This window comes from Aeromonas sp. 604282 (genome assembly GCF_049170575.1).
Taxonomy (GTDB): domain Bacteria; phylum Pseudomonadota; class Gammaproteobacteria; order Enterobacterales; family Aeromonadaceae; genus Aeromonas; species Aeromonas veronii_A.
In genome coordinates this window covers 25,374-50,204 of the sequence record NZ_JAAKMV010000007.1, presented here as the reverse complement: position 1 = coordinate 50,204, position 24,831 = coordinate 25,374, and the positions used below count along the sequence as shown (strand labels likewise).

The 24,831-nt window shown below is 62.2% G+C and carries 22 protein-coding genes; 15 read left to right on the top strand and 7 right to left on the bottom strand.

Annotation, left to right across the window (positions count from 1 at the left end; all coding sequences use genetic code 11):
- Nucleotides 1–210 precede the first annotated feature (210 nt).
- On the top strand, nt 211–1,605 hold the full coding sequence (locus G5367_RS10215) for a PepSY-associated TM helix domain-containing protein (RefSeq protein ID WP_421294265.1): 1,395 nt from the start codon (nt 211–213) through the stop codon (nt 1,603–1,605).
- Between the two features lie 75 nt (nt 1,606–1,680).
- Here the strand turns inward: G5367_RS10215 and G5367_RS10210 are convergent, their stop codons facing one another.
- On the bottom strand, nt 1,681–2,586 hold the full coding sequence (locus tag G5367_RS10210) for a 1,4-dihydroxy-2-naphthoate polyprenyltransferase (protein WP_005363134.1): 906 nt from the start codon (nt 2,584–2,586) through the stop codon (nt 1,681–1,683).
- Between the two features lie 208 nt (nt 2,587–2,794).
- On the opposite strand from G5367_RS10210, the gene G5367_RS10205 reads away from it, so the two are divergent.
- From G5367_RS10205 to G5367_RS10165, 9 genes are all read left to right on the top strand, one after another.
- Nucleotides 2,795–4,117, top strand: coding sequence for an isochorismate synthase (locus tag G5367_RS10205; RefSeq protein ID WP_421244068.1), 1,323 nt, complete (start codon nt 2,795–2,797; stop codon nt 4,115–4,117).
- Nucleotides 4,118–4,149: 32 nt separating this feature from the next.
- Nucleotides 4,150–5,898, top strand: coding sequence for a 2-succinyl-5-enolpyruvyl-6-hydroxy-3-cyclohexene-1-carboxylic-acid synthase (gene menD / locus G5367_RS10200; protein ID WP_421244069.1), 1,749 nt, complete (start codon nt 4,150–4,152; stop codon nt 5,896–5,898).
- Nucleotides 5,858–6,649, top strand: coding sequence for a 2-succinyl-6-hydroxy-2,4-cyclohexadiene-1-carboxylate synthase (menH, locus tag G5367_RS10195; RefSeq protein ID WP_421244070.1), 792 nt, complete (start codon nt 5,858–5,860; stop codon nt 6,647–6,649). Before menD ends, menH begins: the two co-directional genes overlap by 41 nt.
- The gene (locus G5367_RS10190; protein WP_265177226.1) at nt 6,642–6,767 is read left to right on the top strand and encodes a hypothetical protein; all 126 of its coding nucleotides are present in this window, start codon (nt 6,642–6,644) and stop codon (nt 6,765–6,767) included. Before menH ends, G5367_RS10190 begins: the two co-directional genes overlap by 8 nt.
- Nucleotides 6,760–7,620: a 1,4-dihydroxy-2-naphthoyl-CoA synthase gene (menB, locus tag G5367_RS10185; protein ID WP_005354934.1), complete on the top strand. Its 861-nt coding sequence runs from the start codon at nt 6,760–6,762 to the stop codon at nt 7,618–7,620. Before G5367_RS10190 ends, menB begins: the two co-directional genes overlap by 8 nt.
- The gene (gene menC, locus G5367_RS10180; RefSeq protein ID WP_421244071.1) at nt 7,620–8,549 is read left to right on the top strand and encodes an o-succinylbenzoate synthase; all 930 of its coding nucleotides are present in this window, start codon (nt 7,620–7,622) and stop codon (nt 8,547–8,549) included. The genes menB and menC overlap by 1 nt, the downstream gene beginning before the upstream one ends.
- A complete protein-coding gene (gene menE / locus G5367_RS10175; protein WP_421244072.1) occupies nt 8,542–9,969 on the top strand; it encodes an o-succinylbenzoate--CoA ligase in 1,428 nt (475 codons plus the stop codon). The genes menC and menE overlap by 8 nt, the downstream gene beginning before the upstream one ends.
- A gap of 216 nt (nt 9,970–10,185) precedes the next feature.
- The gene (locus G5367_RS10170; RefSeq protein WP_421244073.1) at nt 10,186–12,945 is read left to right on the top strand and encodes a collagenase; all 2,760 of its coding nucleotides are present in this window, start codon (nt 10,186–10,188) and stop codon (nt 12,943–12,945) included.
- 186 nt (nt 12,946–13,131) lie between these two features.
- Nucleotides 13,132–14,079 (top strand): ElyC/SanA/YdcF family protein, encoded by a 948-nt coding sequence (locus G5367_RS10165; protein WP_421244074.1) that lies wholly within the window; start codon nt 13,132–13,134, stop codon nt 14,077–14,079.
- Nucleotides 14,080–14,164: 85 nt separating this feature from the next.
- Here G5367_RS10165 and G5367_RS10160 read toward each other — a convergent pair whose 3' ends face one another.
- From G5367_RS10160 to G5367_RS10150, 3 genes are all read right to left on the bottom strand, one after another.
- Nucleotides 14,165–14,779: a superoxide dismutase gene (locus tag G5367_RS10160; RefSeq protein ID WP_421213287.1), complete on the bottom strand. Its 615-nt coding sequence runs from the start codon at nt 14,777–14,779 to the stop codon at nt 14,165–14,167.
- Between the two features lie 17 nt (nt 14,780–14,796).
- Nucleotides 14,797–15,276: a hypothetical protein gene (locus tag G5367_RS10155; protein WP_005354955.1), complete on the bottom strand. Its 480-nt coding sequence runs from the start codon at nt 15,274–15,276 to the stop codon at nt 14,797–14,799.
- Between the two features lie 174 nt (nt 15,277–15,450).
- The gene (locus G5367_RS10150) at nt 15,451–16,467 is read right to left on the bottom strand and encodes a chemotaxis protein (RefSeq protein WP_100644989.1); all 1,017 of its coding nucleotides are present in this window, start codon (nt 16,465–16,467) and stop codon (nt 15,451–15,453) included.
- Between the two features lie 203 nt (nt 16,468–16,670).
- On the opposite strand from G5367_RS10150, the gene G5367_RS10145 reads away from it, so the two are divergent.
- Nucleotides 16,671–17,390, top strand: coding sequence for an SDR family NAD(P)-dependent oxidoreductase (locus tag G5367_RS10145; RefSeq protein ID WP_421244075.1), 720 nt, complete (start codon nt 16,671–16,673; stop codon nt 17,388–17,390).
- On the opposite strand, the gene G5367_RS10140 is transcribed toward G5367_RS10145, so the two are convergent.
- Nucleotides 17,377–19,443, bottom strand: a complete 2,067-nt coding sequence (locus G5367_RS10140) for a tRNA(Met) cytidine acetyltransferase TmcA (protein WP_421244076.1) — start codon at nt 19,441–19,443, stop codon at nt 17,377–17,379. The two genes, G5367_RS10145 and G5367_RS10140, sit on opposite strands and share 14 nt — an antisense overlap.
- A complete protein-coding gene (locus tag G5367_RS10135; protein WP_335828513.1) occupies nt 19,440–19,751 on the bottom strand; it encodes an HlyU family transcriptional regulator in 312 nt (103 codons plus the stop codon). The genes G5367_RS10140 and G5367_RS10135 overlap by 4 nt, the downstream gene beginning before the upstream one ends.
- 136 nt (nt 19,752–19,887) lie before the next feature.
- Here G5367_RS10135 and G5367_RS10130 point away from each other — a divergent pair, with 136 nt between their 5' ends.
- The 4 genes from G5367_RS10130 to G5367_RS10115 all read left to right on the top strand — a co-directional run bounded on the left by G5367_RS10130 (nt 19,888) and on the right by G5367_RS10115 (nt 23,571).
- Nucleotides 19,888–20,094: a bacterioferritin-associated ferredoxin gene (locus G5367_RS10130; RefSeq protein ID WP_216980044.1), complete on the top strand. Its 207-nt coding sequence runs from the start codon at nt 19,888–19,890 to the stop codon at nt 20,092–20,094.
- A 142-nt stretch (nt 20,095–20,236) separates the two neighbouring features.
- Nucleotides 20,237–20,716 carry a bacterioferritin gene (gene bfr / locus G5367_RS10125; protein ID WP_005335967.1) on the top strand — a complete coding sequence of 160 codons (480 nt, stop codon included), beginning with the start codon at nt 20,237–20,239 and terminating at the stop codon, nt 20,714–20,716.
- A gap of 202 nt (nt 20,717–20,918) precedes the next feature.
- Entirely contained in the window at nt 20,919–23,024 is a 2,106-nt protein-coding gene (locus G5367_RS10120; RefSeq protein WP_421244077.1) for a DUF885 domain-containing protein, read from the top strand.
- A gap of 88 nt (nt 23,025–23,112) precedes the next feature.
- Nucleotides 23,113–23,571, top strand: a complete 459-nt coding sequence (locus G5367_RS10115; RefSeq protein WP_005354960.1) for a methylglyoxal synthase — start codon at nt 23,113–23,115, stop codon at nt 23,569–23,571.
- Nucleotides 23,572–23,660: 89 nt separating this feature from the next.
- Here the strand turns inward: G5367_RS10115 and G5367_RS10110 are convergent, their stop codons facing one another.
- Entirely contained in the window at nt 23,661–24,812 is a 1,152-nt protein-coding gene (locus G5367_RS10110) for an iron-containing alcohol dehydrogenase (RefSeq protein WP_421244078.1), read from the bottom strand.
- Nucleotides 24,813–24,831: the final 19 nt, after the last annotated feature.

The window sequence follows — 24,831 nt, the reverse complement described above, 5'->3', positions numbered from 1 at the left end:
ATTTATAAGGAAAAGTCCAGCAGCAAACAGGCTTTCCCCAAAGCGTGGTCATTCTATCCAGCAAACCGTCGGCACCTCATGTTACCCACATCCCGCACTGAATCGATATCAAGATGTGCGATTGCAGTTAACGAAACGTTACTGCTATTATCCGCGCCGCCACAAACATTCCACCAGCCGAAAGGTTTGGCACCTCAACAAGGATGTGCAATGAAAAACAGGGACTCGAGTCATTACCAACGGATCTGGCGCTGGCACTTCTACGCCGGTCTCTTTGTCGCCCCTTTCCTGATCCTGCTGTCACTGACCGGGATCGTCTATCTGTTCAAACCCCAGCTCGACAACCTGATGTACCCCGAGCTGATGAAGGTCGCCCCCGCCAGCCAGACCCTGAGTGCCGACCAGCTGCTGGCCAAGGCGATGATGACCATGCCCGATGCCAGCCTGCGTAAATACCTGCCGCCTGCCGCACCCGACCAGAGCGCCCAGTTCATCGTCAATCAGGGGGATCGCGAGCTGACCCTGTTTATGGACCCCGCCAGCGGCGCCCTGCTCGGCACCATGGACAACAAGTGGAATCTGCAAGCGGTAGCCCGCGCCCTGCACGCCGACCTGCTGCTCGGCACCACCGGAGATCGGCTGATCGAACTGGCTGCAGGCTGGGGGCTGGTACTGCTGCTGAGCGGCCTCTACCTCTGGTGGCCACGCAAGGGGCCCGGGGTGGGCGGCATCCTCTGGCCCAGAGTGAGCCAGCGCGGACGTCTCTGGTGGCGGGATCTGCACGCTGTGGTCGGCTTCTGGGGAGCCGGTTTCCTGCTGCTATTGCTGTTGAGCGGCATGACCTGGACCGGTTTCTGGGGCGATCAGTTCGCCGCGGTCTGGAACCGCTTCCCGGCCGCCATGTGGAATGACGTGCCCAAATCGGCACCGCTGGCCCGCAGCCTGAATCAGGCCCACGAGCAGACCGTTCCCTGGGCGGTGGAGAACACCCCTATGCCCAGCTCGCAGCCGGTCGATGAGGAGCACGATCACGGTGCCATGAACCACGGCGAGCACGAGGGAATGGTGATGGCCAGCCAGCGGATCCCGCTGCAACAGGTGGTCGAGATCGCCCATGAGCGGAGAGTCCAACCGGGTTACAGCATCACCCCGCCGGTCGGCGCCACCGGCGTCTACACCATCGCCCTGTTTGCCGACGATCCGCGCAACGACGCCACCCTGCATATCGATCAATACAGCGGCAAGGTGCTGGCCGATGTGCGCTGGCAGGATTACGGCCCGGTCGCCAAGACGGTAGAGAGTGGCGTCATGCTGCACATGGGCAAGCTCTACGGCTGGCCCCATCAGCTCGCCATGCTGCTTATCTGCCTGATGGTGCTGGCCAGCGCTGTGAGTGGTCTGTGGATCTGGTGGTGCCGCCGTCCGCAGGGCCGTCTCGCCGCGCCGCCGCTGCCTGCCAAACTCCCGCCGATGCGCGGTGCCATCGCCCTGCTGATCCTGCTGGGGATCGCCTTCCCGCTGGTGGGCGCCTCCATGGTCGTCATCTGGCTGCTGGATATCCTGATTTTCTCCCGCCGCCCTCTCAGGGTGGCGCGCGCCAGCTAAACCGGCCAAAACCAAAAAGGGCTCCCATCTCGGGAGCCCTTTTCATTGTTCGCCTTGGCGAGCTGCGACCAGCGGTCAGGAGAGCGCTAACCCGATGGAGAGCAGCAGGCTGAACAGAAACGCGCTGATGGCGGTCTTCTTGAGGGAACCGGTCAGCACCTCGCCATCGTAGCTTTCGCGAAGAGTCTTGGCCGCATCGCTGAGAGGCTTCATGGCGGGCAGGAAGATCCATGGCCAGAAACTGGCGGGCTGGATCAGGATAAAGGCGATGGTCGCCAGCAGCGCTGCCCCCAGCAGTACCCAGTGATAGGCGATGGCGCGATTGCGGCCAAGGCGCACCGCCAGGGTGATCTTGCCGCTAGCGGCGTCGGTCTCGATATCGCGCACATTGTTGATATTGAGCACGGCGGTGGCCAGCAGGCCACAGGCGGTGGCAGGCAATAGCAGATCCCACTCCAGCGTCTTGGTGAAGAGGTAGTAGGAGCCGAGCACCCCGAGCAGGCCGAAGAAGAGGAACACAGAGATATCGCCAAACCCGCGATAGCCGTAAGGGGTCTTGCCGACGGTGTAGGTCACCGCCGCGACAATGGCCGCACCACCCAGCACCACAAATGCCAAAATCTGCAGCCACTGACCGCCGAAGGCACAGCCCAGCAGCAGCAAGCCACTGGCCACCGCCGCCAGCGCAGTCAGCCCCATCGCCACGCACATCTGCTTTTTGGTGATAAGACCGGAGACCACCGCCCGCTGCGGGCCGATCCGCTCGCCGTTGTCGGCGCCGGAGACCGCATCGCCGTAATCGTTGGCCAGATTGGAGAGGATCTGCAGCAGGATGGCGGTCAGCAGGGAGAGCGCCATGATGGTGCCATCGAAGGCGCCACGACTGGCAGCCAGCCCCGAGCCCAGCAGGATGGAAGAGCAGGCGAGCGGCAGTGTTCGCAAACGCGCCGCCAGCAACCAAACAGAGAAGGTATTTGTCATTTTGTGATGGCCAAACAATCGGATATTGATCGTGTTAAGGGTTATCGAACCGGATTTGGGTATACTTGGCCCCGGAGAGTGAAGCTCCCGCGGGCGATTTACATGGACGAATGGGCAGATAATATATAGGAAATCATCGCCCTTTGGCATAAACCTACGGCATCCAGCTACCGGATCGCTCGTTACTACCCGGCTCAGACAAGAATCCATGTTGGCTCAGACCCATATCAAGCAACAACTGGACGCCCTGCGTCACAGCAACGTCAGCGGCTTCGTACGGTTGCGAGTGGCGATCGAAATCCGCTCCTTTCTGGGCTGGCTCGCGGCGCAAACCCTCTATCCCCGCATCTACTGGCAGGCCCGTGGAGAAGCTCGTCCCGAGTATGTCGCGCTGGGCGCCATCCATGAACTGACCGAACCGCACGCCATCAAGCAGGTGTGCACGAACACAGCCAACCAGCATCATGACGACAGCCCTCGCTACTATGGTGGACTGGCGTTCGATCCGGCCCAGTCCGGCTGGCAAGGGTTTGGCCCCTGCCGTTTCGTGCTGCCCCGCATCGAGCTGGTGCGCCGTGGTGAGTGCGTCAGTCTCTGCCTCAACCTCTGGCTGGATGAAAACAATCTCGAGGCCGAACTGCAGGCGGCCGAAGCCGCCCTCGATGCCCTGCGTCCGGAAGCCCCGCTGCCCGCCCAGCAAAAGCAGCCCTGGCAGCGACAGGATTGCCCCGGCCCCGCCCAGTGGCAGACGCTGGTGGAACGCGTCACCGCCCCCGATTTTCAGGCGCACACTCCCAAGGTGGTGCTGTCGCGGGAAAGCCTGCTGACCAGTCCGAACCATGATGCGGATATCAATCCCTGGGCCATGCTCGACCAGTGGGCCCGCCACGCTCAGGACTGCTTCCACTTCGGTTTTCAATTCTCCCCCGAGCAGGCTTTTATCGCCTGCTCTCCCGAGCGGCTCTACCGCCGGGAAGATCGCCACCTCTTTACCGAGGCGCTGGCGGGCACCATTCGCCGCTCCGGCGATGAAGAGGTGGATGCCCAACTGGCCGCCGAGCTGCTGGCCGACAGCAAGAACCGGCTGGAGAACCGGCTGGTACATGCCGACATCCTCAGCCGACTGGCGCCACTGACCCACGATGCCACCCTGACCGAGCCACGCATTCTGAAACTGCGGCTGCTGCAACACCTCAAGTGCGATATTGAGGCCGAGCTCAAGCCCGGCGTCTGCGACTGGCAGTTGCTCGATGCCCTTCATCCGACTCCTGCGGTGGGCGGTGCCCCGCGCGAGGCGGCGCTCGCCTTTATCCGCGAGTTCGAGCCCTACGATCGGGGCTGGTACGCCGGTGCCTGCGGCATGCTGAGTAGGGAGACCTCCGAGTTCTCGGTCGCCATTCGCAGCGCCCGCATTCAGCCGGGCAGCGTCACCCTGTTTGCCGGTGCCGGCATTGTCGCCGGTTCCGAGCCTGTCGCCGAGTGGGCCGAACTCGACAACAAGATCGCCAATGTGCTCTCCCTGCTGGGATAGTCATTCACCCTTTTCACGCTACGAGAGCCCCTATGCCCACCCGTAAAGAGCCTGCCAGCGAAGAGTTTGCCTGCACCCCGTTTTCGAGCCAGCACGCCACCTTCAACCACGTCTGGTCCTCCCTCTTGCTGGAGGAGCTCTTTCGCCTCGGGGTGCGCGACATCGCGCTGGCCCCCGGCTCCCGCTCTGCGCCGCTGACCATGGCCGCCGCGGCCCATCAGGGCTTTCGTCGTCACCTGCACTTTGACGAGCGCGGCCTCGGCTTTATGGCGCTGGGGCTGGCCAAGGGGAGCAACCGGCCGGTGGCGGTGATCATGACCTCGGGCACCGCGGTAGCCAACCTCTGGCCCGCGGTGGCAGAGGCCCAGCTCACCGGCGTGCCGCTGATTATTCTCTCCGCCGATCGCCCTCACGAGCTTATCGACAACGGCGCCAATCAGGCGATCGACCAGCAGGGGATCTTCGGCCGCTACCCCGTCTATCAGCAGAACCTGCCGAGCCCCACCCCGACTATTCCGGCGGCGTTTGTGCTGAGCTCGGTGGATCAGGCGCTGGCCAAACAGGCGCTCACCCCCGGGGTGGTGCACTTCAACTGCATGTACCCGGAGCCCCTTTACCCGGGGGAGCACTATCAGGATTTCTCCGACTATCTGGCCCCCCTCGGTGACTGGCTCGGCTCGCACAAGCCCTGGAGCCCGTGGCAGCAAAACGAGCCGACCTGCCCACCTCAGGCGGAGTGGGAAACCTTTCGGCAACAGCGCGGCATCGTTGTAGCTGGCCGCATTACCGACCCGAATCAGGCACAGGCCGCCGCCGCGCTGGCGGAGCAACTCGGCTGGCCGCTGCTGGCAGATCTGCAGAGCCAGATCCGTTTCGATAGCCGCAACCTAATCCATATGGATCTGGCGCTCAACGACCCTGAATTTGTCGCCGAGTTGGGCCGCGCCGAGGTGCTGCTGCAATTTGGCGCGCGGCTTGTCTCCAAGCGGCTTGGCCAGTTCATAAAACACCATTCATGGCAGGATTACTGGCTGGTGGATCCGCAACCGGCGCGGCTCGATCCCGACTACCGGCTGCGCAACCGGCTGCTCTGCAGTGCCAGCGCTTTTGCCTCTGCCCATCCGGTCACGGCCAGCAAGGCTCCCTGGCATCGGTTGCCAACTCTGCTGCAACCGGTCGGTCAGGCGATAGCCGCTGCCTGCGATCGCTTCTCCGAGCTCGGAGTCTGCCATCGCATCAATCGCCTTATCGAGGGGCAGCTCTTTGTCGGCAACAGCATGCCAGCCCGACTGATGGACATGCTCGGCGAAACGGGCAAGGGGCCGAGCCGGGTGATGACCAACCGCGGCGCCTCCGGCATCGATGGCCTTATCGCCACCGCTTACGGATTTGCGCAAAGCAGCAACCAACCCACCACCCTGCTGATCGGCGATCTGAGCGCCCTGCACGATCTCAACAGCCTGGCCCTGCTCAGCAAGGCGAGCCAGCCGTTGGTGGTGATCCTGCTCAACAACGATGGCGGCAGCATCTTTCGCATGTTGCCGGTGCCCACCGAAGGGGAGCTGCTGGAGAGCTACTATCGGCTGCCCCACGGCCTCGGCTTTGAACATGCCGCCGCCATGTTTGGCCTCGCCTACCGCGCTCCGACAACCTTGGCCGAGTTCGAGCAGGAGTACGGTTTGGCCCTCAAGGGTGGCGTTACCCTGATCGAGATCAGGGTACCGAGCGAGCAGGTGGCCGATGATCTCAAGGCATTGGGAGCCACCATCCGTGAGCTGTAACGACACACCGCTGGTTCTGCTGCACGGTCTGCTCGGCGATGGAAACGACTGGCAACCGGTCATTGACCGCCTGCCCGGCCACCACTGCATTGCCCTCGACCTACCGGGTCACGGCCAGCATCACGAGCTGCGGGTCAACGACTTCGAGCAGAGTCACCAGTGGCTGTGCCGCGAGCTAGCCAGTCGCGGTATCGAGCACTACCTGCTGGTCGGCTACTCGCTGGGCGGGCGACTGGCCCTCTACCACGCCAGCCGTGAGCCGGCGGGGCTATCGGGACTGCTGCTGGAGAACTGCCACCCGGGGCTGCCAGACAATGAGCGGGCCGCCCGCATCCAGCACGATGAAAAGTGGGCGCAGCGCTTTGAGCGCGAGCCCCTGGCTGACGTGCTGGCCGACTGGTATCGGCAGGGGGTATTTGCCGATCTCGACGAGGCGGCCCGCGCCCGCCAGATCGCTCGCCGCCTTGGCAACGACGGCAAGGCCGTGGCCGCCATGCTGCGCGCAACCTCCCTTGGCAAGCAGCCGGATCTCGCTTCCTGGCTGGGGCAAGGCGAGTTGCCTGTCAATTATGTCAGCGGCAAGCGGGATCACAAATTCCATCAGCTGGCTTGCCTCATGGCGAGTCAGCATCGCAAAATCAACCACTTGGAGCTGGATGGCGGCCATAATCTGCATGCCCATCAGCCTGATAACTTTGCCCGACTCCTCGCGGAGTGGGTCAACCAACAAGAAGAGACGAGTCATGATTGAAGCAATGACGGAAGCTGAACTGTATGCACCTGTTCAACATGCCGGGATTGCCCAACTCTGTGTTCAACTCGGTGCGCAACTGCACTCTCCCAGATCAGAAGGAAAAAACCATGATTGAAGCAATGACGGAAGCGGAACTGTACGCTCCGGTTGAGTGGCAGGATTGCTCCGCCGGTTACGAGGACATCCTCTATCACAAGTCCAACGATGGCATTGCCAAGATCACCATCAACCGTCCCCAGGTACGCAACGCCTTCCGTCCCCGTACCGTCAAAGAGATGCTGCAGGCGCTAGCCGATGCCCGTTATGACGATCAGATCGGCACCATCATCCTGACCGGTTTTGGCGAGAAAGCCTTCTGCGCCGGCGGCGATCAGAAGATCCGTGGCGACTACGGTGGATACCGTGATGACGAGGGGACTCACCACCTCAATGTGCTCGACTTCCAGCGCGACATCCGTACCTGCCCGAAACCTGTGGTTGCCATGGTGGCCGGTTACGCGGTCGGTGGCGGCCACGTGCTGCACATGATGTGTGACCTGACCATCGCCGCCGACAACGCCCAGTTTGGCCAGACCGGCCCGAAAGTGGGCTCCTTCGACGGCGGTTGGGGTGCTTCCTACATGGCTCGCATCGTCGGCCAGAAGAAAGCCCGCGAAATCTGGTTCCTTTGCCGCATGTACGATGCCCAGCAAGCCCTCGACATGGGTCTGGTCAACACCGTCGTGCCATTGGCCGAACTGGAGCGTGAAACCGTGCGCTGGTGCCGTGAAATGCTGCAAAACAGCCCGATGGCGCTGCGTTGCCTGAAAGCCGCCCTCAACGCTGACTGTGATGGTCAGGCGGGCTTGCAGGAGCTGGCGGGCAATGCCACCATGCTCTTCTACATGACCGAAGAGGGTCAGGAAGGCCGCAACGCCTTCAACGAAAAGCGTCGCCCCGACTTCTCCAAATACAAGCGGAACCCCTGATGACACTAGCCCTGTATCGCTATCAACTGCCTTTTACCCAGCCACTGACCTTTCACGGCAAGGTGGAGGTGGCGCGAGAGGGGCTGTTGGTGCGCATCAACGACGGCTGGGGGGAAATTGCCCCCCTGCCCGGCTTCTCGAAAGAGAGCCTGCAACAGGCAGAGGCAGAAGCCCTTGCCACGCTGGCGGCCCTGGCCGCCGGCGATACCCCGAACCCCGTGCTGCCGTCGGTGCAATTTGGCTTCGACTGCGCGCGCCGGACATGGTCCGAGCAGAGCAACCCGCTGCCGGAGCCCTATCCCCTCATTCAAGGCTCCCCCCAGGAGCTGCTGCGCAACTGGAAAGAGTGGCTGCACCGCACGCCCGGCAAGGCCAAGCTTAAGGTGGCGCGCTACCCGATGCGTGACGAGTTGGCGCTGATCCGCCTGCTGTGCGACCGCATCCCCTCCCTCAAGCTGGTGCTGGATGCCAACCAGGGCTGGACTCGCGAGGAGGCGTGGACCTTCTGCGGCCACCTCGACCCGAACCGCATCGAGTATCTGGAAGACCCCTGCGCCGACTTTGCCGACATCGCCTTTGTCGCCAACCGCACCGGCATGCCAGTGGCGCTGGACGAGCTGCTGGCACAAGGCAAGCCGTGGGAGCCGATCCCGCAACTGCGCGCGCTGGTGCTCAAGCCTACCCTGCTCGGTTCACTCGCCAACTGCGAAGCGCTGATCGCCCGCGCCCGCGAACTGCGGCTCAAGGTGATCATCTCCTCCTGCTTCGAATCGGATCTGGGCCTGAACCAGCTGTTTCATCTGGCGGGCGAATGGGCGCCGGAACAGGCGCCGGGTCTGGATACCCGCCGCTGGATGGCAGGCAATCTGCTGGGGGAAGATGGCAAACCGGATCTGAGCCGACTGGAGCAACTGTATTACCGTGATTGACCCCTCCAGCTCATCCGAACAGACGCCTTGCCCGGTACGCCACCGGGCAATCACAGCCCCGAACCGCATTGCCATCCACACCGCCTCGCCTCTCAGTTATCGCCAGCTCGATGCTCGCCTCAACAGCCTGTGCCAACAGCTGGTACAAGCCGGAGTGCGTCGTGGCGCTCATCTGGCGGCGGTGGTGCGCGGTGCGCTGGAAGATGTGCTGCTGGCGTGGGCCTGCGTGCGCAGCGGCGTGGTGTTCTGCCCGCTCAACCCCGCCTTTCCTCTCGAAAAGCAGCGCGAGCTGGCGGTGCAACTCGATGCCGATGCCTTCTGGTCGGCAGGGGAGATCCCGGCAGGCAACTGGCAGCCCTTGCCGATCGACTTCACGCACGAACTGCCGGCAAGCGAGGAAACATGGCCGCTGGAATCGACCCAACTCAACAATATGATCCTCACCTCCGGCTCCAGCGGCACGCCGAAAGCGGTGGTGCACCGGCTCTGCAACCACCTGGCCTCGGCGCGTGGCTCTGCCAGCCTCATTCCCCTCGATGAGAAGTCCGGCTGGCTGCTTTCCCTGCCGCTGTTCCATGTGGGCGGCTACGCCATCCTGTTTCGGGTCTTTCTGGCGGGCGCCACTCTGGTACTGGATCAACGTGAACGCTCCCTCAAGGAGCGGCTGGAGTGCCAGCCCATCACTCACCTCTCGCTGGTGCCAACCCAGCTCTGGCGTCTGCTGGCAGAGGGTTTTGATCCCGCTCGCACCCGCCTGCGCGAGCTGCTGCTCGGTGGCGCCGCCATCCCGCAACCGCTGGTGAGCCGACTCTGCGCCATGGGGCTCGAACCCAAGGTGAGTTATGGTCTCTCCGAGATGGGGAGCCAGGTCTGCACCGCTATCCCCGGCGATGCAGGCGTAGTTGGCAAACCGCTACCGGGACGGGAAGTGTGCATCAGGGAGCAGGAGATCTGCGTGCGCGGCGCCACCCTGTTTGCCGGTTACTACCGAGATGGCGAGCTGGAACTGCCCCTCGATAACGAAGGCTGGTTTCATACCCGCGACAAGGGGAGGTTCACTGCGGCAGGGGAACTGCTGGTAGAGGGTCGGCTCGACAACCTTTTTATCTCGGGCGGTGAGAATATCCAGCCCGAGACCATAGAACAGCGACTGGTGGATCATCCCACCGTCGCCCAGGCGCTGGTGGTGCCGGTACCGAGCGACGAATGGGGGCAACGCCCCGCCGCCTTTATCGACTGGCACGGCGGACCGGTTCCCGACTCCGAACTGGCAGCCTGGATCCGCAGCGCCCTGCCCGGCTTTATGGTGCCCGACCACTGGCTCCCCTGGCCCGATCTTGGCGGCAATCTCAAACCCTCACGCCAACAGTTGGGCAAGATTGCCCGACAGCTGACCACTCGGGCACAACAAGCTGAATGAGATCGGACTCACAATTTACCGATCTGCTCTGAAAACAGAAAAGGAAACATGTGAGTCTTCACTGCGGCGGCAGCTCCCGATAATCCGCATAGATGCTAGGCCATGACATCTTATTGATTTATATGGCCTAAAATTGAAAGTTGATATCCCTTTGGAACCATTTAGATTGCTTTGCGATTACTCGCAAGACAATACACAAACAACAAAGGGATAAAAATGAACCGTTCAGGTACCGGGTGGCTGCTGCTGGCAGGCCCCCTGCTTTTGGCTACATCCTCGGCGCAAGCCAACTACTCCCCCAATGACTGGCGACAGTATCAGCTGACTGGCGAATCGAGCCGGCAACTGGCTGCGCGCATCACCGAGATCACCTACGAGCTCAAGGCGCGCAGCAGCAACGCCCCCTATCAGCAGCTCAGGGTCTACCGTCGCTTCGACTGGCAGAGCAGCGATCTCGCCGCACTGGCCGAACAGCAGTGTGGCGAGCCGCAGCTCAAGGTAGATGCGGGCTGGCAGATCCGCTTCGTACGCTGTGAAGATCGGATTCCGGCGGGCAAGCTCATTCCCGCCAGCAGTTATGACTTTGGTTATGGCCTCAAGCAGGGTCGCTGGGAGCAGCTGGCGGGCACGCCGACCGCCCAGCGGCAGGATCGTCTGCCGCTGCCACAAGCCATCATCCTGGGTCAGAGCGAAAGGGAGCTGGATCGCTGCGAACTCAACGCGCAGGGCCGCTGCACCGAGTCGGAGTGGCACTATCAGCCGCAGGATTGGCAGCAGTTGCAGGTACTTGAAGAGACCCCGAGTGAGCGGGATGGCCGGTTGGAGCAGATCTTTTTCCGTCTGCAACCTGTGGCAGGCAGTCAGGCTGCCGCTCAGGTCAGCGAGATCCACGTCTGGCGCCGCTATCAGTGGCAGCTGGATCAGCTCACGCCTCAGCAGGAGTGTGATGAGCCGCAGGAACGCAAGGAGGGGAGCAACACCATCCGCTATCGCATCTGCCGTCAGGTGATCCCTGCAGGCAGCGAGGTTCAGGTAACGCTGCAAGATAGCGGCTACCAATACCCGGTCGCTGGCGGCGAGTGGCAACCCCTGCCAGAGAGCAAAGCGTGGCAGGAGAGTCGGGTGCTCAATCGCCCCATCGTGCTGGCCAGCAAGGAGGAGCAGCTGGAGTGCCGCCGCGCCAACGGTCGTCTCTGCTCCGAGCCAGAGCAGCCCGATGTGGATCTGCTCGACAGCGATGCCGCCAAACTGGTGGCCGACGTGAGCGGCCAGAACAGCCCTGCCTGGCAGGCGGATTACGGCCACGATGACGCCAAGCTGATGGCGGTGGTTCGCGGCATGCGTGCCCTGCTGGCGGCCAACCAGCCGACCCATCCGGCAATGGACAAGCTGCTCTACTATGTGCGCGCCCATAACTACCATGGCGGCGTTGGCAAAGAGAGTGATCAGGCCGCCCGGGCTCTAGCCGGGGTAATGATTGATCTGCTCAACCACCCCCTGCTGCTGGGTGCCGAACCACAGGATCAGGCTGGCACAGTGCTGGAAGCCTGGAGCGTGGCGGCGCAGGGACAACTTGGCCAAGCCGCCTTCCGCCAGAGTGCCGCCCCCATGCTGGCCCAGCTCAACCAGGCGCTCGGCTATGCGGTGCAACATGCGGCACAGATCAATGGCCACAAACCCTGGGCCGATGGCCTGTTCGAGCTGCTCAATCTGGTCGATCAGAGCGCCTCTTACGGTCAGCAGGCAGACTTCAGCGCAGCTGTGCTGCAACAGGAGGCGGCATTGCGCCAGAGCCTGCTGCAACTGGGCCTGAGCGAGCTGGCCCTCTGGAAACAGCGCGATGGCTCACGGGATCTGTTTATCTTCAACAACATCCTCGATGCCCACAGCCGCCTCTACCAGATGATGCGCTATCTCCATCACACCAGCCCGGATAAGGCGATCGCCTATCGCCAGCAGCTGGATCGCGATGTCATCGCCATCATGCGCCAGCAAGGGCTGATCCCGGGTGGACAGCATCCGGCTGCCATGCTGGAAGAGGTCTCCCTGACCCTCTCCAGCTACTACCTCACCTACACGGATCGCACCAGCGAAGCCTGTGTCAGCGGTGAGTTCGCCGGGCTTTGTACCCCGATCCGCATGGAAGATATTCTGCCGTTCGAGCACACCTGCTCGCCAACCCTGCGTCTGCGTGCTCAGGATCTGACCCAGGCTCAGGCCGAAGGGATCTGCCGCGAGCTGGGTGATGAAGAGCAGCGCTTCCACCAGCAGATGGAGACAGGCTGGCAACCGGTGGCCGATGATCACAACGAGGCGCTGGAGCTGGTGATCTTCAACTCCTCCGCCGACTGGGGCCGTTACGGCAGCGCGCTGTTTGGTGTCTCCACTGACAATGGCGGCATCTACATCGAGGGGGATCCAGCTCGTCCCGGCAATCAGGCCCGCTTCTTCGCCTATGAGGCAGAGTGGAAACGCCCTGCCTTCCAGGTGTGGAACCTGCGCCACGAGTACGTTCACTATCTGGATGGCCGCTTCAACCAGTACGGCAGCTTCGGCCACTATCCGCTCAACCGCACCACCTGGTGGGCCGAGGGGATTGCTGAGTACATCGCCCACGGCCAGTGCTTTGCCCGGGGTCTGGATAACGTGGCAAACCGCCCCGCCAACCAGCGTCCGACACTGGCGGCTATCCTCCACCTTGACTACGACCAGGGTGGCGAGATGGTCTACTCCTGGTCCTATACCGTGCACCGCTTCCTTAACGACACCGGTCGCGGCGCCAGCTGGCTGACGCTGGCACAGGCGCTGCGCAATCCGGATCGGCAGCAGGCGATGAGCGACTTCGAAGGGGAGCTGGACCGGCTGATCGCCAACGACAGCGACGCCTATCAGGCATGGCTCGCCCGGGATCTGCTGCCCTGGTGGCAAGCAAACAAGGAGTCAGACGCCTGCAAGGGTAACGACTCCGCCCACTGATAGACCTTCACCGACCAGAGGGGCTGCCACCGCAGCCCCTCGCTTTATCCTCCCGCTTTCCCGACCTCTGCTGCGACAACCTCTGCCCGAATGAGGTGCCCGCCCGTTATCAAGCCTGACGCCGGCGGCCGAGTTGTAATAGAATGCCGAGAGCCACCCCCTTTTCAGACCCTGACCGCACCACGCATGAAGAAGTTTGCCAAGATCCTCCTCGCCTGCCTGCTGATACTGCTGGCACTGATTGCCTCGGTGCTGGCCTATAGCGAATGGATCGTCTCGGATGCCCGCCACTACACCTACGATCAGGTGGACGAGGTGCCCTACAACCGGGTTGCGGTGGTGCTGGGTACCTCCAAATATCTCTCCGGTGGCGGCCCCAACCACTACTTCAAATACCGCATCAAGGCGGCGGCCGAGCTCTACAACAATGCCAAGGTGGACTTCATCATCGTCTCCGGTGACAACGCCACCGTGCAGTACAACGAGCCACGCCAGATGCGTCGCGCCCTGATCAAGGCGGGTATCCCCGCTTCCGCAATCTATATGGATTTCGCCGGATTCCGCACCCTAGACTCAGTGGTTCGCGCCAAGGAGGTGTTCGGTCAGGAGCGCTTTACCGTGGTATCCCAGGGCTTTCATAACGAGCGGGCCATTTTCATCGCCCGCCATTTCGGTATCGATGCGGTTGGCTTCAATGCCGAGGATCCCAGCGCCTATCAGGGGATCCGCACCCGGGTGCGGGAAGTCTTTGCCCGCCTGATGGGGCTGGTCGATCTCTACGTGCTGGACAAGGGGCCCAAGTTCCTCGGGGCACCGGTCCCCATCGGTCTGCCTGTGCCTTGCCAGTCACTGAGCACCATCGGCAGCCTGCAACCCTGCCTAAAACAACCCAAACCGGCGGTGGATGAGGCCAAGCCAGCGGCAGTCTCTGCCGCGGTTGCCACCGAGTCGGCTACTCCATCTGCCTCGGCCGTGACTGAACAAGTCACTCCTGCTGTATCCGCAGCGGCAACGACTGAGCTGGTCACTCCCGCCCAACCCGCGATGGAAACCGCCGCAGAGGCGTCCAGCGCGGCCTTGCCCACATTGCCGGTGGCCCATTCAGCCGCCAGCACTAGTACAGCCGCACCATAAACAGACGACCCGCCAACTGGCGGGTCTTGTTATTTACAGCGCGGGTTGTGGCGGTGAGCCTGCACACCCATTCCCAGCGACCAGGTCAGCCTCTCACCGCCTGATAGCGACGGGCCACTTCGACCCAATCCACCACCTGATAGAAGGCAGCGATATAGTCAGGACGCTTGTTTTGGTACTTGAGATAGTAGGCGTGCTCCCACACATCCAGCCCCAGGATCGGGGTATGGCCATGCATCAGGGGACTATCCTGGTTGGCACTGCTCTCCACCTGCAATCTGCCCGCCTTGTCCACCACCAGCCAGGCCCAGCCACTACCAAAGCGGCTCAGAGCCGCCTGAGTGAAAGCCTGCTTGAAGGCATCGAATCCCCCCAATTCCCGCTCGATGGCCAGAGCCAGCTCACCGCCCGGCTCACCGCCCCCCTGCGGGCTCATCACCAGCCAGAACAGGGAGTGGTTGGCATGGCCGCCGCCATGGTTGCGGACCGCTCCCTGCAGGGCGGTTGGCAGGGTGTCGAAGCGGCTCAGCAGCTCCTCTACCGGCAGTGCGGCCAGATCGGGCGCCGTTTCCAGTGCGGCGTTGAGGTTATTGATATAAGTCTGGTGATGACGGCTATGGTGGATCTCCATGGTCAGTGCATCGATATGGGGTTCCAGTGCGTCGTAGGCATAGTTCAGGGCTGGCAGAGTATGGCTCATGATGACCTCTGTTCGGATTAATGGAGCCGGGATGAGGGCTCGCTCTGACACAGGCAGTGACCGAGCGAACGCATGATCCCGGCGTGGCTGCCGTGGCGCTGTACGAACGTCAGCAACTCGGCACGAGTTGTGCGGGTATGGCGCAATGCAGCCTCTCGCAGGCGAGAGGAGCAAGCGGGGGAGTGACAGGTCGCCAGCAGGCAGTCGTGCACATAGCAGAGCAGGTCGGCGGCGCGATCGGGCAGAGTCATGGCCACCAGCAGATCCGCCAGATTGTGGTGAGCCACAACCAGCGCAGCCACCGCCTCATCCGCGTCGTGCCACTGAACCAACTGCTGACGAGCCAGCCAGAGCGCCTGCTGATAATGAGCCAACGCCTGATGATACTCGCCGCAGTCAAACAGCCGATTACCCTCTCGGGTCTGCTGTTTCCAGTGACTCATGCTGCTGCCACCTTCGGTCGACTCGACCCACCCCTTCACCCAGGTTGCTGTCATATGCTTCACACCAACAAATGATAATAATTATCATTACACAAATCATATCCGGGAGACAAGGGGCGTCGGGATCGCAGCAAATAGCCAAAACAGCGCGGCCACACCTTGGCAAGGAGTGGCCGCTTGAGGCACCGGTCAGTGGATTCGACCGGCCAATTGGAACTTAATGGCAGGTCAGATGTTGTTGGCGGGCGAAGGCGGGGCAATTCCCAGCAGCATGTGATCCATCATCCCCACCATGCGCCCTATCTCGGGCTTGGTGATGGTATCGTTGGCCCCCAATTGCAGCGCTTTCTGACGGTTGTCATCGCTCATCAGGGAGGAGAACATCACGATGGGCATCTCCTTGTAGGAGGGGGTGTCCCGCAGCCGCTTGAGCAGGTGCATGCCATCCATGCGCGGCATCTCCACATCGGTGATCACCGCATTGACGAAGCCGGTCACCGGCATTCTCTCCTCCTGGGCCAGACGATCGAAATCCGTCATCATCTCCAGTCCCTCTCCCCCGTCCTTGGCCGTGATCACGTTGTAGCCAGCGGTGCGCAGGGTGGTCTCGATCATCTTGCGGATAAAGGCCGAGTCGTCCACCACCAGAATGGTTTTGCCCTGGCGCAGCGCCATCATGCGATCGTCGATGAGCACCTTGCGGTCCTGGGTGACGTCGTACTTCTCCATGCTAAGTTCGGGATTGATGTCGGCGATGATTTTCTCGAAATCGAGGATCATGATGAGGTTGCCATCGCGCCTGACCACAGCCACCACGCAGTCGTTCTCCCCCGCTTCCAGAAACTGGCTGGGGGACTCCACATCCTCCCAGGAGACCCGGTGGATCCTGCTGACACTGTCGATCAGAAAACCGTTGGCCATCTTGTTGAAGTCAGTGACGATCACCACCTTGTGGCTGGGGTCAGGGTTGGTCTTGATGCCGAGCCACCCAGCCAGATCCACCAGCGGGATGAGGCGATCCCGCAGGGAGAATACCCCCACCATATGACGCTGGGCATTGGGGTAATCTGTAGTCTCCGGCACCCGGATCACCTCGCGCACCTTGGCGACGTTGATCCCGTAGTAGGCAATCTTTTCGCGCCCGTCCGGCAGCTGCTTCTTGAGGTGAAATTCGATGATCTCGAGCTCGTTGGTGCCGCTCTCGGTCAGAATGGATTTACGCTCTTCCCCGTCTTTGGCCATCATGGTGACTCTCATGTTCTGGTTGCGCAGGCAGCACTCTGCTGCGGTTTTCCCTCAGTATAGGAATGGAATTCGCCCAGTAGCTCGGATCTCGGCAAGATTGCAGCGTTAACCGCTTGATCCCGCAGGCTGGCACTAGCGTATCTGCCAATCAGGACAAAGTTGGCGGATGGTGAAATCCATCATGCACTCACAAGGAGCCTGAGATGAGTGAAGGCATAATCGTGATTGGCGCTTCTGGCGGGACCGGGGCAGCTCTGGTGACACATTGGTTGGCGGCTGGTGTCGGGCCAGTGATTGCCATCAGCCGTCAGCCCGCACCTGCGGGCCTCTCGTCGCCGGCTCTGCACTGGCTATGTTGTGATTACAGCGATGAGCAGATGGCAACTGCGGTAGCCCGCATCGCGGAGTTTGCACCGAAACCGCACAGGGTGGTGATCTGCAATGGCATCCTGCATCAGGGGGAGATCCAGCCAGAGAAGCGACTAGAAGCAATCAATCTGGATGCCATGACCCGCCTCTACCAGACCAACGCCTTGCTGCCGCTGCGCTGGATCAGCCAGTTGTTACCGCTGTTTGGCCGCGAGCCCTGCACTTTAGCCGTTCTCAGCGCTCGTGTCGGCAGCATTAGCGACAACCGAGCGGGCGGCTGGTATGGCTATCGTGCATCCAAGGCCGCCCTCAACATGCTGCTCAAGTGTGCCGCCATCGAGCTGGCCCGGCGGGCCCCCGGCGTCAAATTGCTGGCCTTCCATCCCGGCACAGTGGATACCCAACTCTCTCGCCCGTTTCACGCCAATGTACCGCCAGGAAATGTGCAGAGTCCCGAACTGGTAGCCGACCATCTGATTAACCTGATGAGCCGGCTGCAACCGGATGGCGAACTGAGCTTTCTCGACTGGCAGGGCAAACCTATCGAGTGGTAGAGGAGATCAGGAGACGCGCCAGCAGCGCCCGCAACCTCTTGATCACGGCGGGCTTGCCCGCCAGTTGCAACCTCGCAGCCAGTCTTCCCCAGTCGGCATATTGCCAGATGGGGGCAATCAGCAGATAACGCTCTTCAGGAGTCAGTGAACCCAGCACAGCCAGATTGCGCGCCAGCCACAGCTGCAAGCTGGATTGGCTCAGTTCGAACGGCTTGTGATGCAGGGCAAAGCACTCAATTTCGTCACGCTCGAACTCGCCAAGCTCAGCCGCGGTGACGGTGCTGCCTTGCAGGCATTGCCATACCAACTCGGGCTCCAATCCTTTCAGCTCACCCGCCAGCAGGGTCGGCAGCTGGCGTACAAAACGCAGCTGCCACTGATTCAACTCGGTCTCATGCTCGGGTTTCAGCGCCTTTAGCAGCAGGGCTGCGTGGCAGCCGCTGGCGGCATCCCGCTGCAGGCCGATGCGCAGCACCTCCAGCCCGGCCTTGCGCCAGAAAGGGAGCAGGTCGGCGCTGGCCGAAAAGGCAGAACCGAGGTAATCGATCCCCACCTGACGATAATGTTCTTCAAGCCTGCCAAGCAGCAGCGAACCCAGTCCGTGCCGGTGCAGCTCGGGATGGATGGCGATACGCATCACCCGGGCGTATCTGCGCCCCCCCGCCGTTTTGAAACCGGCGTGGGCCAGCAGCGACTGGGGCAGCAGATGGCCGCGCGGACGGCGGCGACCGGCCCAGATCGCCTCGGCCAGCTCGGGCTCTATCTCCCCTTCCCGCGCCACCAAGGCCACACCCAGCAGGCTCTCGTCCTGCTCCAGCAGATGGATGTCGAGATCCGGGCTCTCCAGCAGGGATCTGAGATCGCTCGGCGTAGTCTGGTAGTGAGCCAGCACCAGCAGGCCGAACAGCTGGTTGAGCAACGTCTCGTCGCTCTCCAGCGCCTCCTGATTGACCAGACGCCAGCTCGGGCTGGTCGGCGGCAAGGGCATTGCGACTTCGGCATTGAGGCCGAGCAGGCGGAAAATCAGCGGCTCCAGTGGATCACGCTCACTCCAGCGAATGGGTTCAGAGAGGCGGATCTCCTGCCACTCCGGGGTCTGGCTATCGAGCACACGCTTGAAGCGCAGGTGAAAACCTCGCCCCGTCCCCTCGTAACCGTGCTCGGTGGTGGCAAACACGATGCGACTGTGGCGGGCAAGCATGGCCTCGAGCAGCGGGGTCGGAATGGCGGCCGCTTCATCCACCAGCAGCAGATCGGGATTCATCGCCTCGTGCACCAGCCGATCCGGCGAGCAGTAGCTCAGTCCGGTCAGCTGTTCAGGCGTAGTATCTAGCCCGCGAGCGGCGTGGGCAAACAGGGTCGCTACCGTTGCCTGTGAGGGGGCCGTCACCACTATGTTCAGCGAGGGTTGCTGGCGCAGCAACTCGGCGGCAGCCAGCCCCAGCAGCGCACTCTTGCCACGACCGCGGTCGGCGCTCAGCACCAGTGGCCGACGACGATGGCCGTGCAACACCTTGTGGATGGCGGGCAGCGCCCGTGCCTGATCGCTGCTCAGCCTGCGTTCGGGCCCAATCGGTTGCCATGGCTGCGCGCAAACCGGCGGCTCCAGAGAGAGGGCTGGATCACCTTCCAGCAACCGAACCAGTCGGGCGATAAAGCCGTGGCCGGCCCGGCCCGCCTCCTCCGGCTGGGCCACCAGCCGGATCCGGTCAGGATCCGGCCATGCATGCCACTGTGTTCTGGGCGGGGTCAGCAGCAACAGCAAGCCACCAGCGCATAGAGTGCCAGCCAGCGCCCCGAACGCATCGGGGTGAAAGCCGCTGAAGGCGTTGAACACCAGCGTGTCGCACTCCTGACCGAGCCGCTGCAGCGCCTTGGCGGCGGGTTGCGGGGCATAACACTCGGGCCCGGCACCCAGCCAGAAGACGGTCTCACCAAGCAGGGATTGGGCGCGGGCAATGCAGTCGGCCTCCTCCCCCTCCAGCCAGATCAGGCGCCGCTCACCGGCGCGGGCCAGCGCCTCGCGCAGCAAGGCGACCTCTTGCAGAGTCATGAAGCCTGGCTGTCAGCCGGTTTGCGGGGCTCGAACATGCGATCTCCCATCTGATCGATAAAGGTGTGGGCCTTCTGCACCATGAAACGCTCGGCATCGGCCGGATTGACAAACAGATCGGAGCGGATGAAACGGTGGGTTTGCAGCACGCCGTCCAGCTCTTTGGTGATGCGGCCAGCCAACCGGTACTGGCCCCCTTCCGCCATTGGCTCGGGGTAGATGAGATAGCCGGCATATTCGGTGGGAGTGACTTCGGCGACCACAGCGGGCTGGCCGCCAAACAGGGCAGTGAACAGTTTCTTGAGCATGATGTTTTCCTCAGTGACAGGGCATTGTCACCAAGGGGTTGATGGCTGGCAAGCGGGGGATCTTATTACCAATGGTTATTTGCACTACGAACCATTCTCATTTAGATTTCATGTCATTCCACAAGAGGTAATCATCATGTACGTCTGTTTGTGCCGCGGCATCACAGATACCCAGATCCGCAAGGCGGTGCAGTCAGGTAAAAGCGAATTCCGCCAGCTCAAGCAGTCGCTCGAGGTGGGCGCCCAGTGTGGCAAATGCGTGCGCATGACCATGGAGATCATCGCCGCCGAACTGGACAAGGCCGAGCTGGAACAGGCGCCGCTCTACTACGAGGTGGCCTGAGCAGGGCCTGTCGCCGGTAAAACCGGCCCGTCTTTTCAATCCCTTTCCGCAGGCGAGCTAGCTCGCTGGACCTCTTGTTGTCACTTTTCTGGACTAAGCTCTAAGGATCTCAGCCTCAGGCACGAACCAAGGAGCACTGTCGATGAAAGGAGATCCCAAGATCATTGCCCACCTCAACAAGGTACTGGCCAATGAGCTGATAGCCATCAACCAATATTTTCTGCATGCCCGCATCTACGATGACTGGGGCCTCAAGGCGCTCGGGCACAAGGAGTATCACGAGTCCATCGATGAGATGAAACACGCCGACGAGCTGGTCAAACGGGTGCTGTTTCTGGAAGGACTGCCCAACTTGCAGGATCTGGGCAAGCTGCGCATCGGCGAGACGGTGGAGGAGATGCTGCGCTGCGACCTGTCGCTGGAGATGGATGCCATCCCCGACCTCAAGGTAGCCATCGCCTATGCCGAGTCGGTACAAGACTACATCAGCCGCGACCTGTTCCAGGAGATCCTGGAAGACGAGGAGGAGCACGTGGACTGGCTGGAGACCCAGCTCGATCTCATCGATCGCATCGGGCTGGAGAACTACCAGCAGTCGCAACTGCACCACGGTTCATCCTGAATAGTTATGGCATGAAAAAACGGTTAAAAAACCCGCTGCGGCGGGTTTTTTAATGTCTGGCTGCATAGCTTTTCACACCACTTATCAGCATGAAAAATAAGCGTATTTTTGTTAATCAGATCGCAAAAACAGACGCTTGGGAGTTGCACTATTGGAGCCCCTCACAGGGACATACAATAACAACATGTGAAAGGACTACATCATGCACTTCCTACCCAACAAGCTCGCGCTAGCCTGCGCCATTGCCCTCTCTCTTGCCGCCTGCAACGACAACAGCTCCAACGCCCCGGCGGATCCCGCCGCCGCCAAGGCCTCTCTGATGCAGACCATGGACGAGGCCCTGCGCGAAGGCCAGGCGCTCGACCCCTACGGTTTTGCCATCGATGCCGCTAGCATCGCCAAGCGCAAGGCCCTCGACAGCTCCCTGCTCAAACGGCTGGATGCCCTAGACTCGAGCGTGCTGAGCGAACGGGACCGGTTGTTCTACGACATGATCCGCTGGGATCTGCAGATCAACCTGGCGGGTTACGATCTGCCCCAGTCCCAGATCCCGATCCATCACTTCCGCAACCGGGTGGTGGATCTGGCCGATGAGGTGGGGGCCGCCCCGGCCAGTGGCAGGGCCGCCCGCACCGTCGAGAGTGGCTTCGACTACTTCGAGCAGAGTTCGGCCGAGCGGGTCGCACCGGGGGATGCCGCCTGGCGGCGCGATATCGATCGCCCGGCCGCAGCCCCGGTTCCGGTGAGCAAGGCGAGGGCCGCTACCGCGCCACTGGCCTGGTATCAGGAGCACCTCACCTGGCTCAAGGCCTATAACGGCTACCTTGCCGAGGTGACGCACCAGTTCGAACTGGGCAGCGCTCAGGGCAACACCCTGCCGGACGAGCTGGTGGACCGGCTGCTGGCCCAGCTCAACAGCAAGCTGGATGGGGAGGCGATCGCCGGCGCCTATCTCGGCTGGCAGCAACTGCCGGGAGAGGCGGACGAGGCGCTGCGCAGCGAGTACAAGGGGGTGCTGGACAGCATCAACGGCCGCTATCTGGCGCTGCGCGACTACCTGGATTACCAGCATGGCGGCGCCTATGCGGTGCGCCTTGGCAGCGGCGAGTGCGACGACGGTTTCTGCGGCATGACCAACGGGCGCGACTGGTATCGCTGGCTGCTGAAGAAGCACACCACCACCGACATGACGCCGGAGCAGGTGCATGCGCTGGGGCTGAGCGAGGTGGAGCGGATCTTCGGCGCCATGGTCAAGGTGTGCCATACCGTCGGCAAGTGTGACAGCGACGACGTGGCCCAGAGCAAGCAGAGCGGCCAGATCTACGCCTTCTTCCGCTATCTGAACGAGCCGGCCTTCTTCTACCAGAATCCGCTGGCGGTCTGGTCTGCCGGCCTCAACCCGGACAATGCAGCCGGGGCGACCCTGAGCGGGCCGCAGCAACAGGCGCTGGCCGAACACGAGCGGGCACTGCAGGAGTACAACGCCTTCAAGAGCAAGGCGGCGCTGGTGCTGCCGGACTTCTTCGATGCCGAGCGTACCATTCCCAAGCTGGATTACGAGGTGGTGCCCGTCTCCTATGAAGATGCGCCATACGGCGGGGTCGCCTGGTATCAGGACGGCAACCCGCAGACCGGTCGCAAGGGGCAGTTCTTCCTCAACACCTACTACCCCTATGGTCTGCAGAGCTGGAACATCAGCACCCTGCTGGCCCACGAGGCGGCGCCGGGTCACCACTTCCAGATCACCATCGCCCAGGAGCTGGCCGCCAAGGATCCCGACTTCCCGCAGTACGTGGCGAACGCCTCCTACACCGCCTATGCGGAGGGCTGGGCGCTCTACACCGAATACCTGGCGGATCACGACATGGGGCTCTATCAGGGGCGCGGTCTCTATGATCCGGCGGTGGGGGACGTGAAGGTCGAGGGATCGTCCGCCTTCAACAACCAGTTGCAGTACTTCGGCCGCCTCAACGAGGAGATGCTGAGGGCCATGCGGCTGGTGGTGGATACCGGCATCCACTGGTATGGCTGGAGCCACGATCAGGCCGTCAACTACATGAAGGAGAACTCGGCGCTGGGGGCGGGGGACATCAGCTCCGAAGTGCCGCGCTACATGGCCTACACCGGCCAGGCGACCTCCTACAAGGCGGGCCAGCTGGCGCTGATCCGGATGCGGGAGTCGGCCGAGCAGGCGCTGGGCACAGGCTTTGACCTCAAGGCGTTCCACCACCATGTGCTGGAATACGGCATGCTGCCCATCTCGGTGCTGGAGCAGAAGAACAAGCAGTGGATTGAACAGTCGAAGTGATCACAGTTACGGCGCCCGGCAAGGCAACGGGCGCCGCTTTCGATTAGGATACGGCTCTATTCAAACAACACTGCTACGGATGATGTCCATGGAACAGATCGCCCGTGAGATGGCGCCCCACAAGCGAGTGGCGCTGGTGGCTCACGACAACATGAAGACCCCCCTGCTGAACTGGGTGATGCGGCGCAAGGAGGAGCTCAAGCTCCACCACCTCTACGCCACCGGTACCACCGGCACCATGCTCGGTAAGCAGGCACAACTGCCCATCACCTGTCTCTTCTCCGGCCCCATGGGGGGCGACCAGCAGCTCGGCGCCCTGATAGCCGAGGGCAAGATCGACGTGCTGATCTTCTTCTGGGATCCCCTCAATGCGGTGCCCCACGATCCGGACGTGAAGGCATTGCTGCGCCTCGCGGCAGTCTGGAACATCCCGGTCGCCACCAACGAGGCGACCGCTGATTTCATCATGGACAGCCCCCACATGCGCCAGGCGTTCAGCGTGCAGATCCCGGATTACGCCGGTTATCTCAAGGCGCGTACCGAGTGATCGGCTAACCCGTCATGCAAGAGGGCCGCAACAAGCGGCCCTCTTTAATTGGGAAAATGAATCAGCCAGGGAAACAAACCGGCGCAGGCTTATAACGCACGGGCGAGAATGCGCGCCACCCGATCCGGATCGATATCCTGCTGTTCACCGAGCGCAGTGCGCCCCACCCGCTTGAGGTTGGAGCAGACCGCCGGAATGCAGCTTTCGCTGAGGCCATAGTCGGCCAGCCGGGTGCCCAGCCCCATCTTCTGGAAGAACTGCTCGGTACGGATGATCGCCTCCTCGATGCGCAGGGCCTTGTCCTCGCGGGTCGAATGCCACACCCGCTCGGCAAACTGGGCCAGTTTATCCTGCTTCTGCGCAGCCCGCTCCCGCAGCAGGGCGGGCAGCACCACCGCCAGACTCTGACCATGGTCGAGCCCGTAAAGCGCCGTCAGCTGATGGCCGATGGCGTGGGAGGCCCAATCCTGTGGCACCCCGCAACCGATAAGTCCGTTGAGCGCCAGACTGGCCGCCCACATCAGATTGGCCCGCACCTGATAGTTGGTCGGCTCCGCCAGCGCCTTGGGGCCGTTCTCCACCAGCACCTGCAGCAGCCCCTCCGCCAGTCTGTCCTGCACCTCGCCTCCCACCGGGAAGGTGAGGTACTGCTCGGCGATATGGACGAAGGCATCCACGACCCCGTTGCCGGTCTGGCGCGGCGGCAGGCTGTAGGTAGTGGTCGGGTCGAGCACCGCAAACTGCGGCTGCACCAGCGGGCTTCTGAAGGAGATCTTCACATCTCCCCGGCTCACCACCGAGGTGGGATTGCTCTCGGAGCCGGTCGCCGGCAGGGTCAGCACACAGCCCATCGGCAGCGCCTTGTGCACGCTCGCCTGCTTGCCGCAGATATCCCAAGGATCATCCCCCTCGTAGCAGGCGGCGGCCGCAACAAACTTGGTGCCATCGACTACCGAGCCGCCACCGACCGCCAGCAGGAAGTCGATGCGCTCGCGTTTCACCTGCACCACCGCCTCCATCAACAACTCGAATCTGGGGTTGGCGCCGATGCCGGAAAACTCCTGCCACGTCACCCCCTCCAGCGCCCGGGTCAACTGCTCATACACCCCGTTCTGCTTGATGCTGCCACCGCCGTAGAGCACCAGCAGTCGGCTGCCGGGCGGGATCAGTTCGGGCAAGCTGGCGATCTGCCCCTCACCGAAACAGATGCGGGTCGGATTGGCATATTGGAAGTTATACACGGCGGGCTCCTCGACTTGA

Bases quoted from the DNA above. Each gene is read 5' to 3' on its own strand.
- bfr (WP_005335967.1), top strand. From the start codon at position 20,237: ATGAAAGGAGATCCCAAGATCATTGCCCACCTCAACAAGGTACTGGCC.
- G5367_RS10170 (WP_421244073.1), top strand. From the start codon at position 10,186: ATGAACCGTTCAGGTACCGGGTGGCTGCTGCTGGCAGGCCCCCTGCTT.
- G5367_RS10115 (WP_005354960.1), top strand. From the start codon at position 23,113: ATGGAACAGATCGCCCGTGAGATGGCGCCCCACAAGCGAGTGGCGCTG.
- G5367_RS10150 (WP_100644989.1), bottom strand. From the start codon at position 16,467: ATGATGGCCAAAGACGGGGAAGAGCGTAAATCCATTCTGACCGAGAGC.
- G5367_RS10140 (WP_421244076.1), bottom strand. From the start codon at position 19,443: ATGACTCTGCAAGAGGTCGCCTTGCTGCGCGAGGCGCTGGCCCGCGCC.
- G5367_RS10190 (WP_265177226.1), top strand. From the start codon at position 6,642: ATGATTGAAGCAATGACGGAAGCTGAACTGTATGCACCTGTTCAACAT.
- G5367_RS10165 (WP_421244074.1), top strand. From the start codon at position 13,132: ATGAAGAAGTTTGCCAAGATCCTCCTCGCCTGCCTGCTGATACTGCTG.
- G5367_RS10215 (WP_421294265.1), top strand. From the start codon at position 211: ATGAAAAACAGGGACTCGAGTCATTACCAACGGATCTGGCGCTGGCAC.
- G5367_RS10130 (WP_216980044.1), top strand. From the start codon at position 19,888: ATGTACGTCTGTTTGTGCCGCGGCATCACAGATACCCAGATCCGCAAG.
- G5367_RS10135 (WP_335828513.1), bottom strand. From the start codon at position 19,751: ATGCTCAAGAAACTGTTCACTGCCCTGTTTGGCGGCCAGCCCGCTGTG.
- menC (WP_421244071.1), top strand. From the start codon at position 7,620: ATGACACTAGCCCTGTATCGCTATCAACTGCCTTTTACCCAGCCACTG.
- G5367_RS10120 (WP_421244077.1), top strand. From the start codon at position 20,919: ATGCACTTCCTACCCAACAAGCTCGCGCTAGCCTGCGCCATTGCCCTC.
- G5367_RS10155 (WP_005354955.1), bottom strand. From the start codon at position 15,276: ATGACAGCAACCTGGGTGAAGGGGTGGGTCGAGTCGACCGAAGGTGGC.
- G5367_RS10160 (WP_421213287.1), bottom strand. From the start codon at position 14,779: ATGAGCCATACTCTGCCAGCCCTGAACTATGCCTACGACGCACTGGAA.
- G5367_RS10205 (WP_421244068.1), top strand. From the start codon at position 2,795: ATGTTGGCTCAGACCCATATCAAGCAACAACTGGACGCCCTGCGTCAC.
- menD (WP_421244069.1), top strand. From the start codon at position 4,150: ATGCCCACCCGTAAAGAGCCTGCCAGCGAAGAGTTTGCCTGCACCCCG.
- menB (WP_005354934.1), top strand. From the start codon at position 6,760: ATGATTGAAGCAATGACGGAAGCGGAACTGTACGCTCCGGTTGAGTGG.
- menH (WP_421244070.1), top strand. From the start codon at position 5,858: ATGATCTCAAGGCATTGGGAGCCACCATCCGTGAGCTGTAACGACACA.
- G5367_RS10145 (WP_421244075.1), top strand. From the start codon at position 16,671: ATGAGTGAAGGCATAATCGTGATTGGCGCTTCTGGCGGGACCGGGGCA.
- G5367_RS10210 (WP_005363134.1), bottom strand. From the start codon at position 2,586: ATGACAAATACCTTCTCTGTTTGGTTGCTGGCGGCGCGTTTGCGAACA.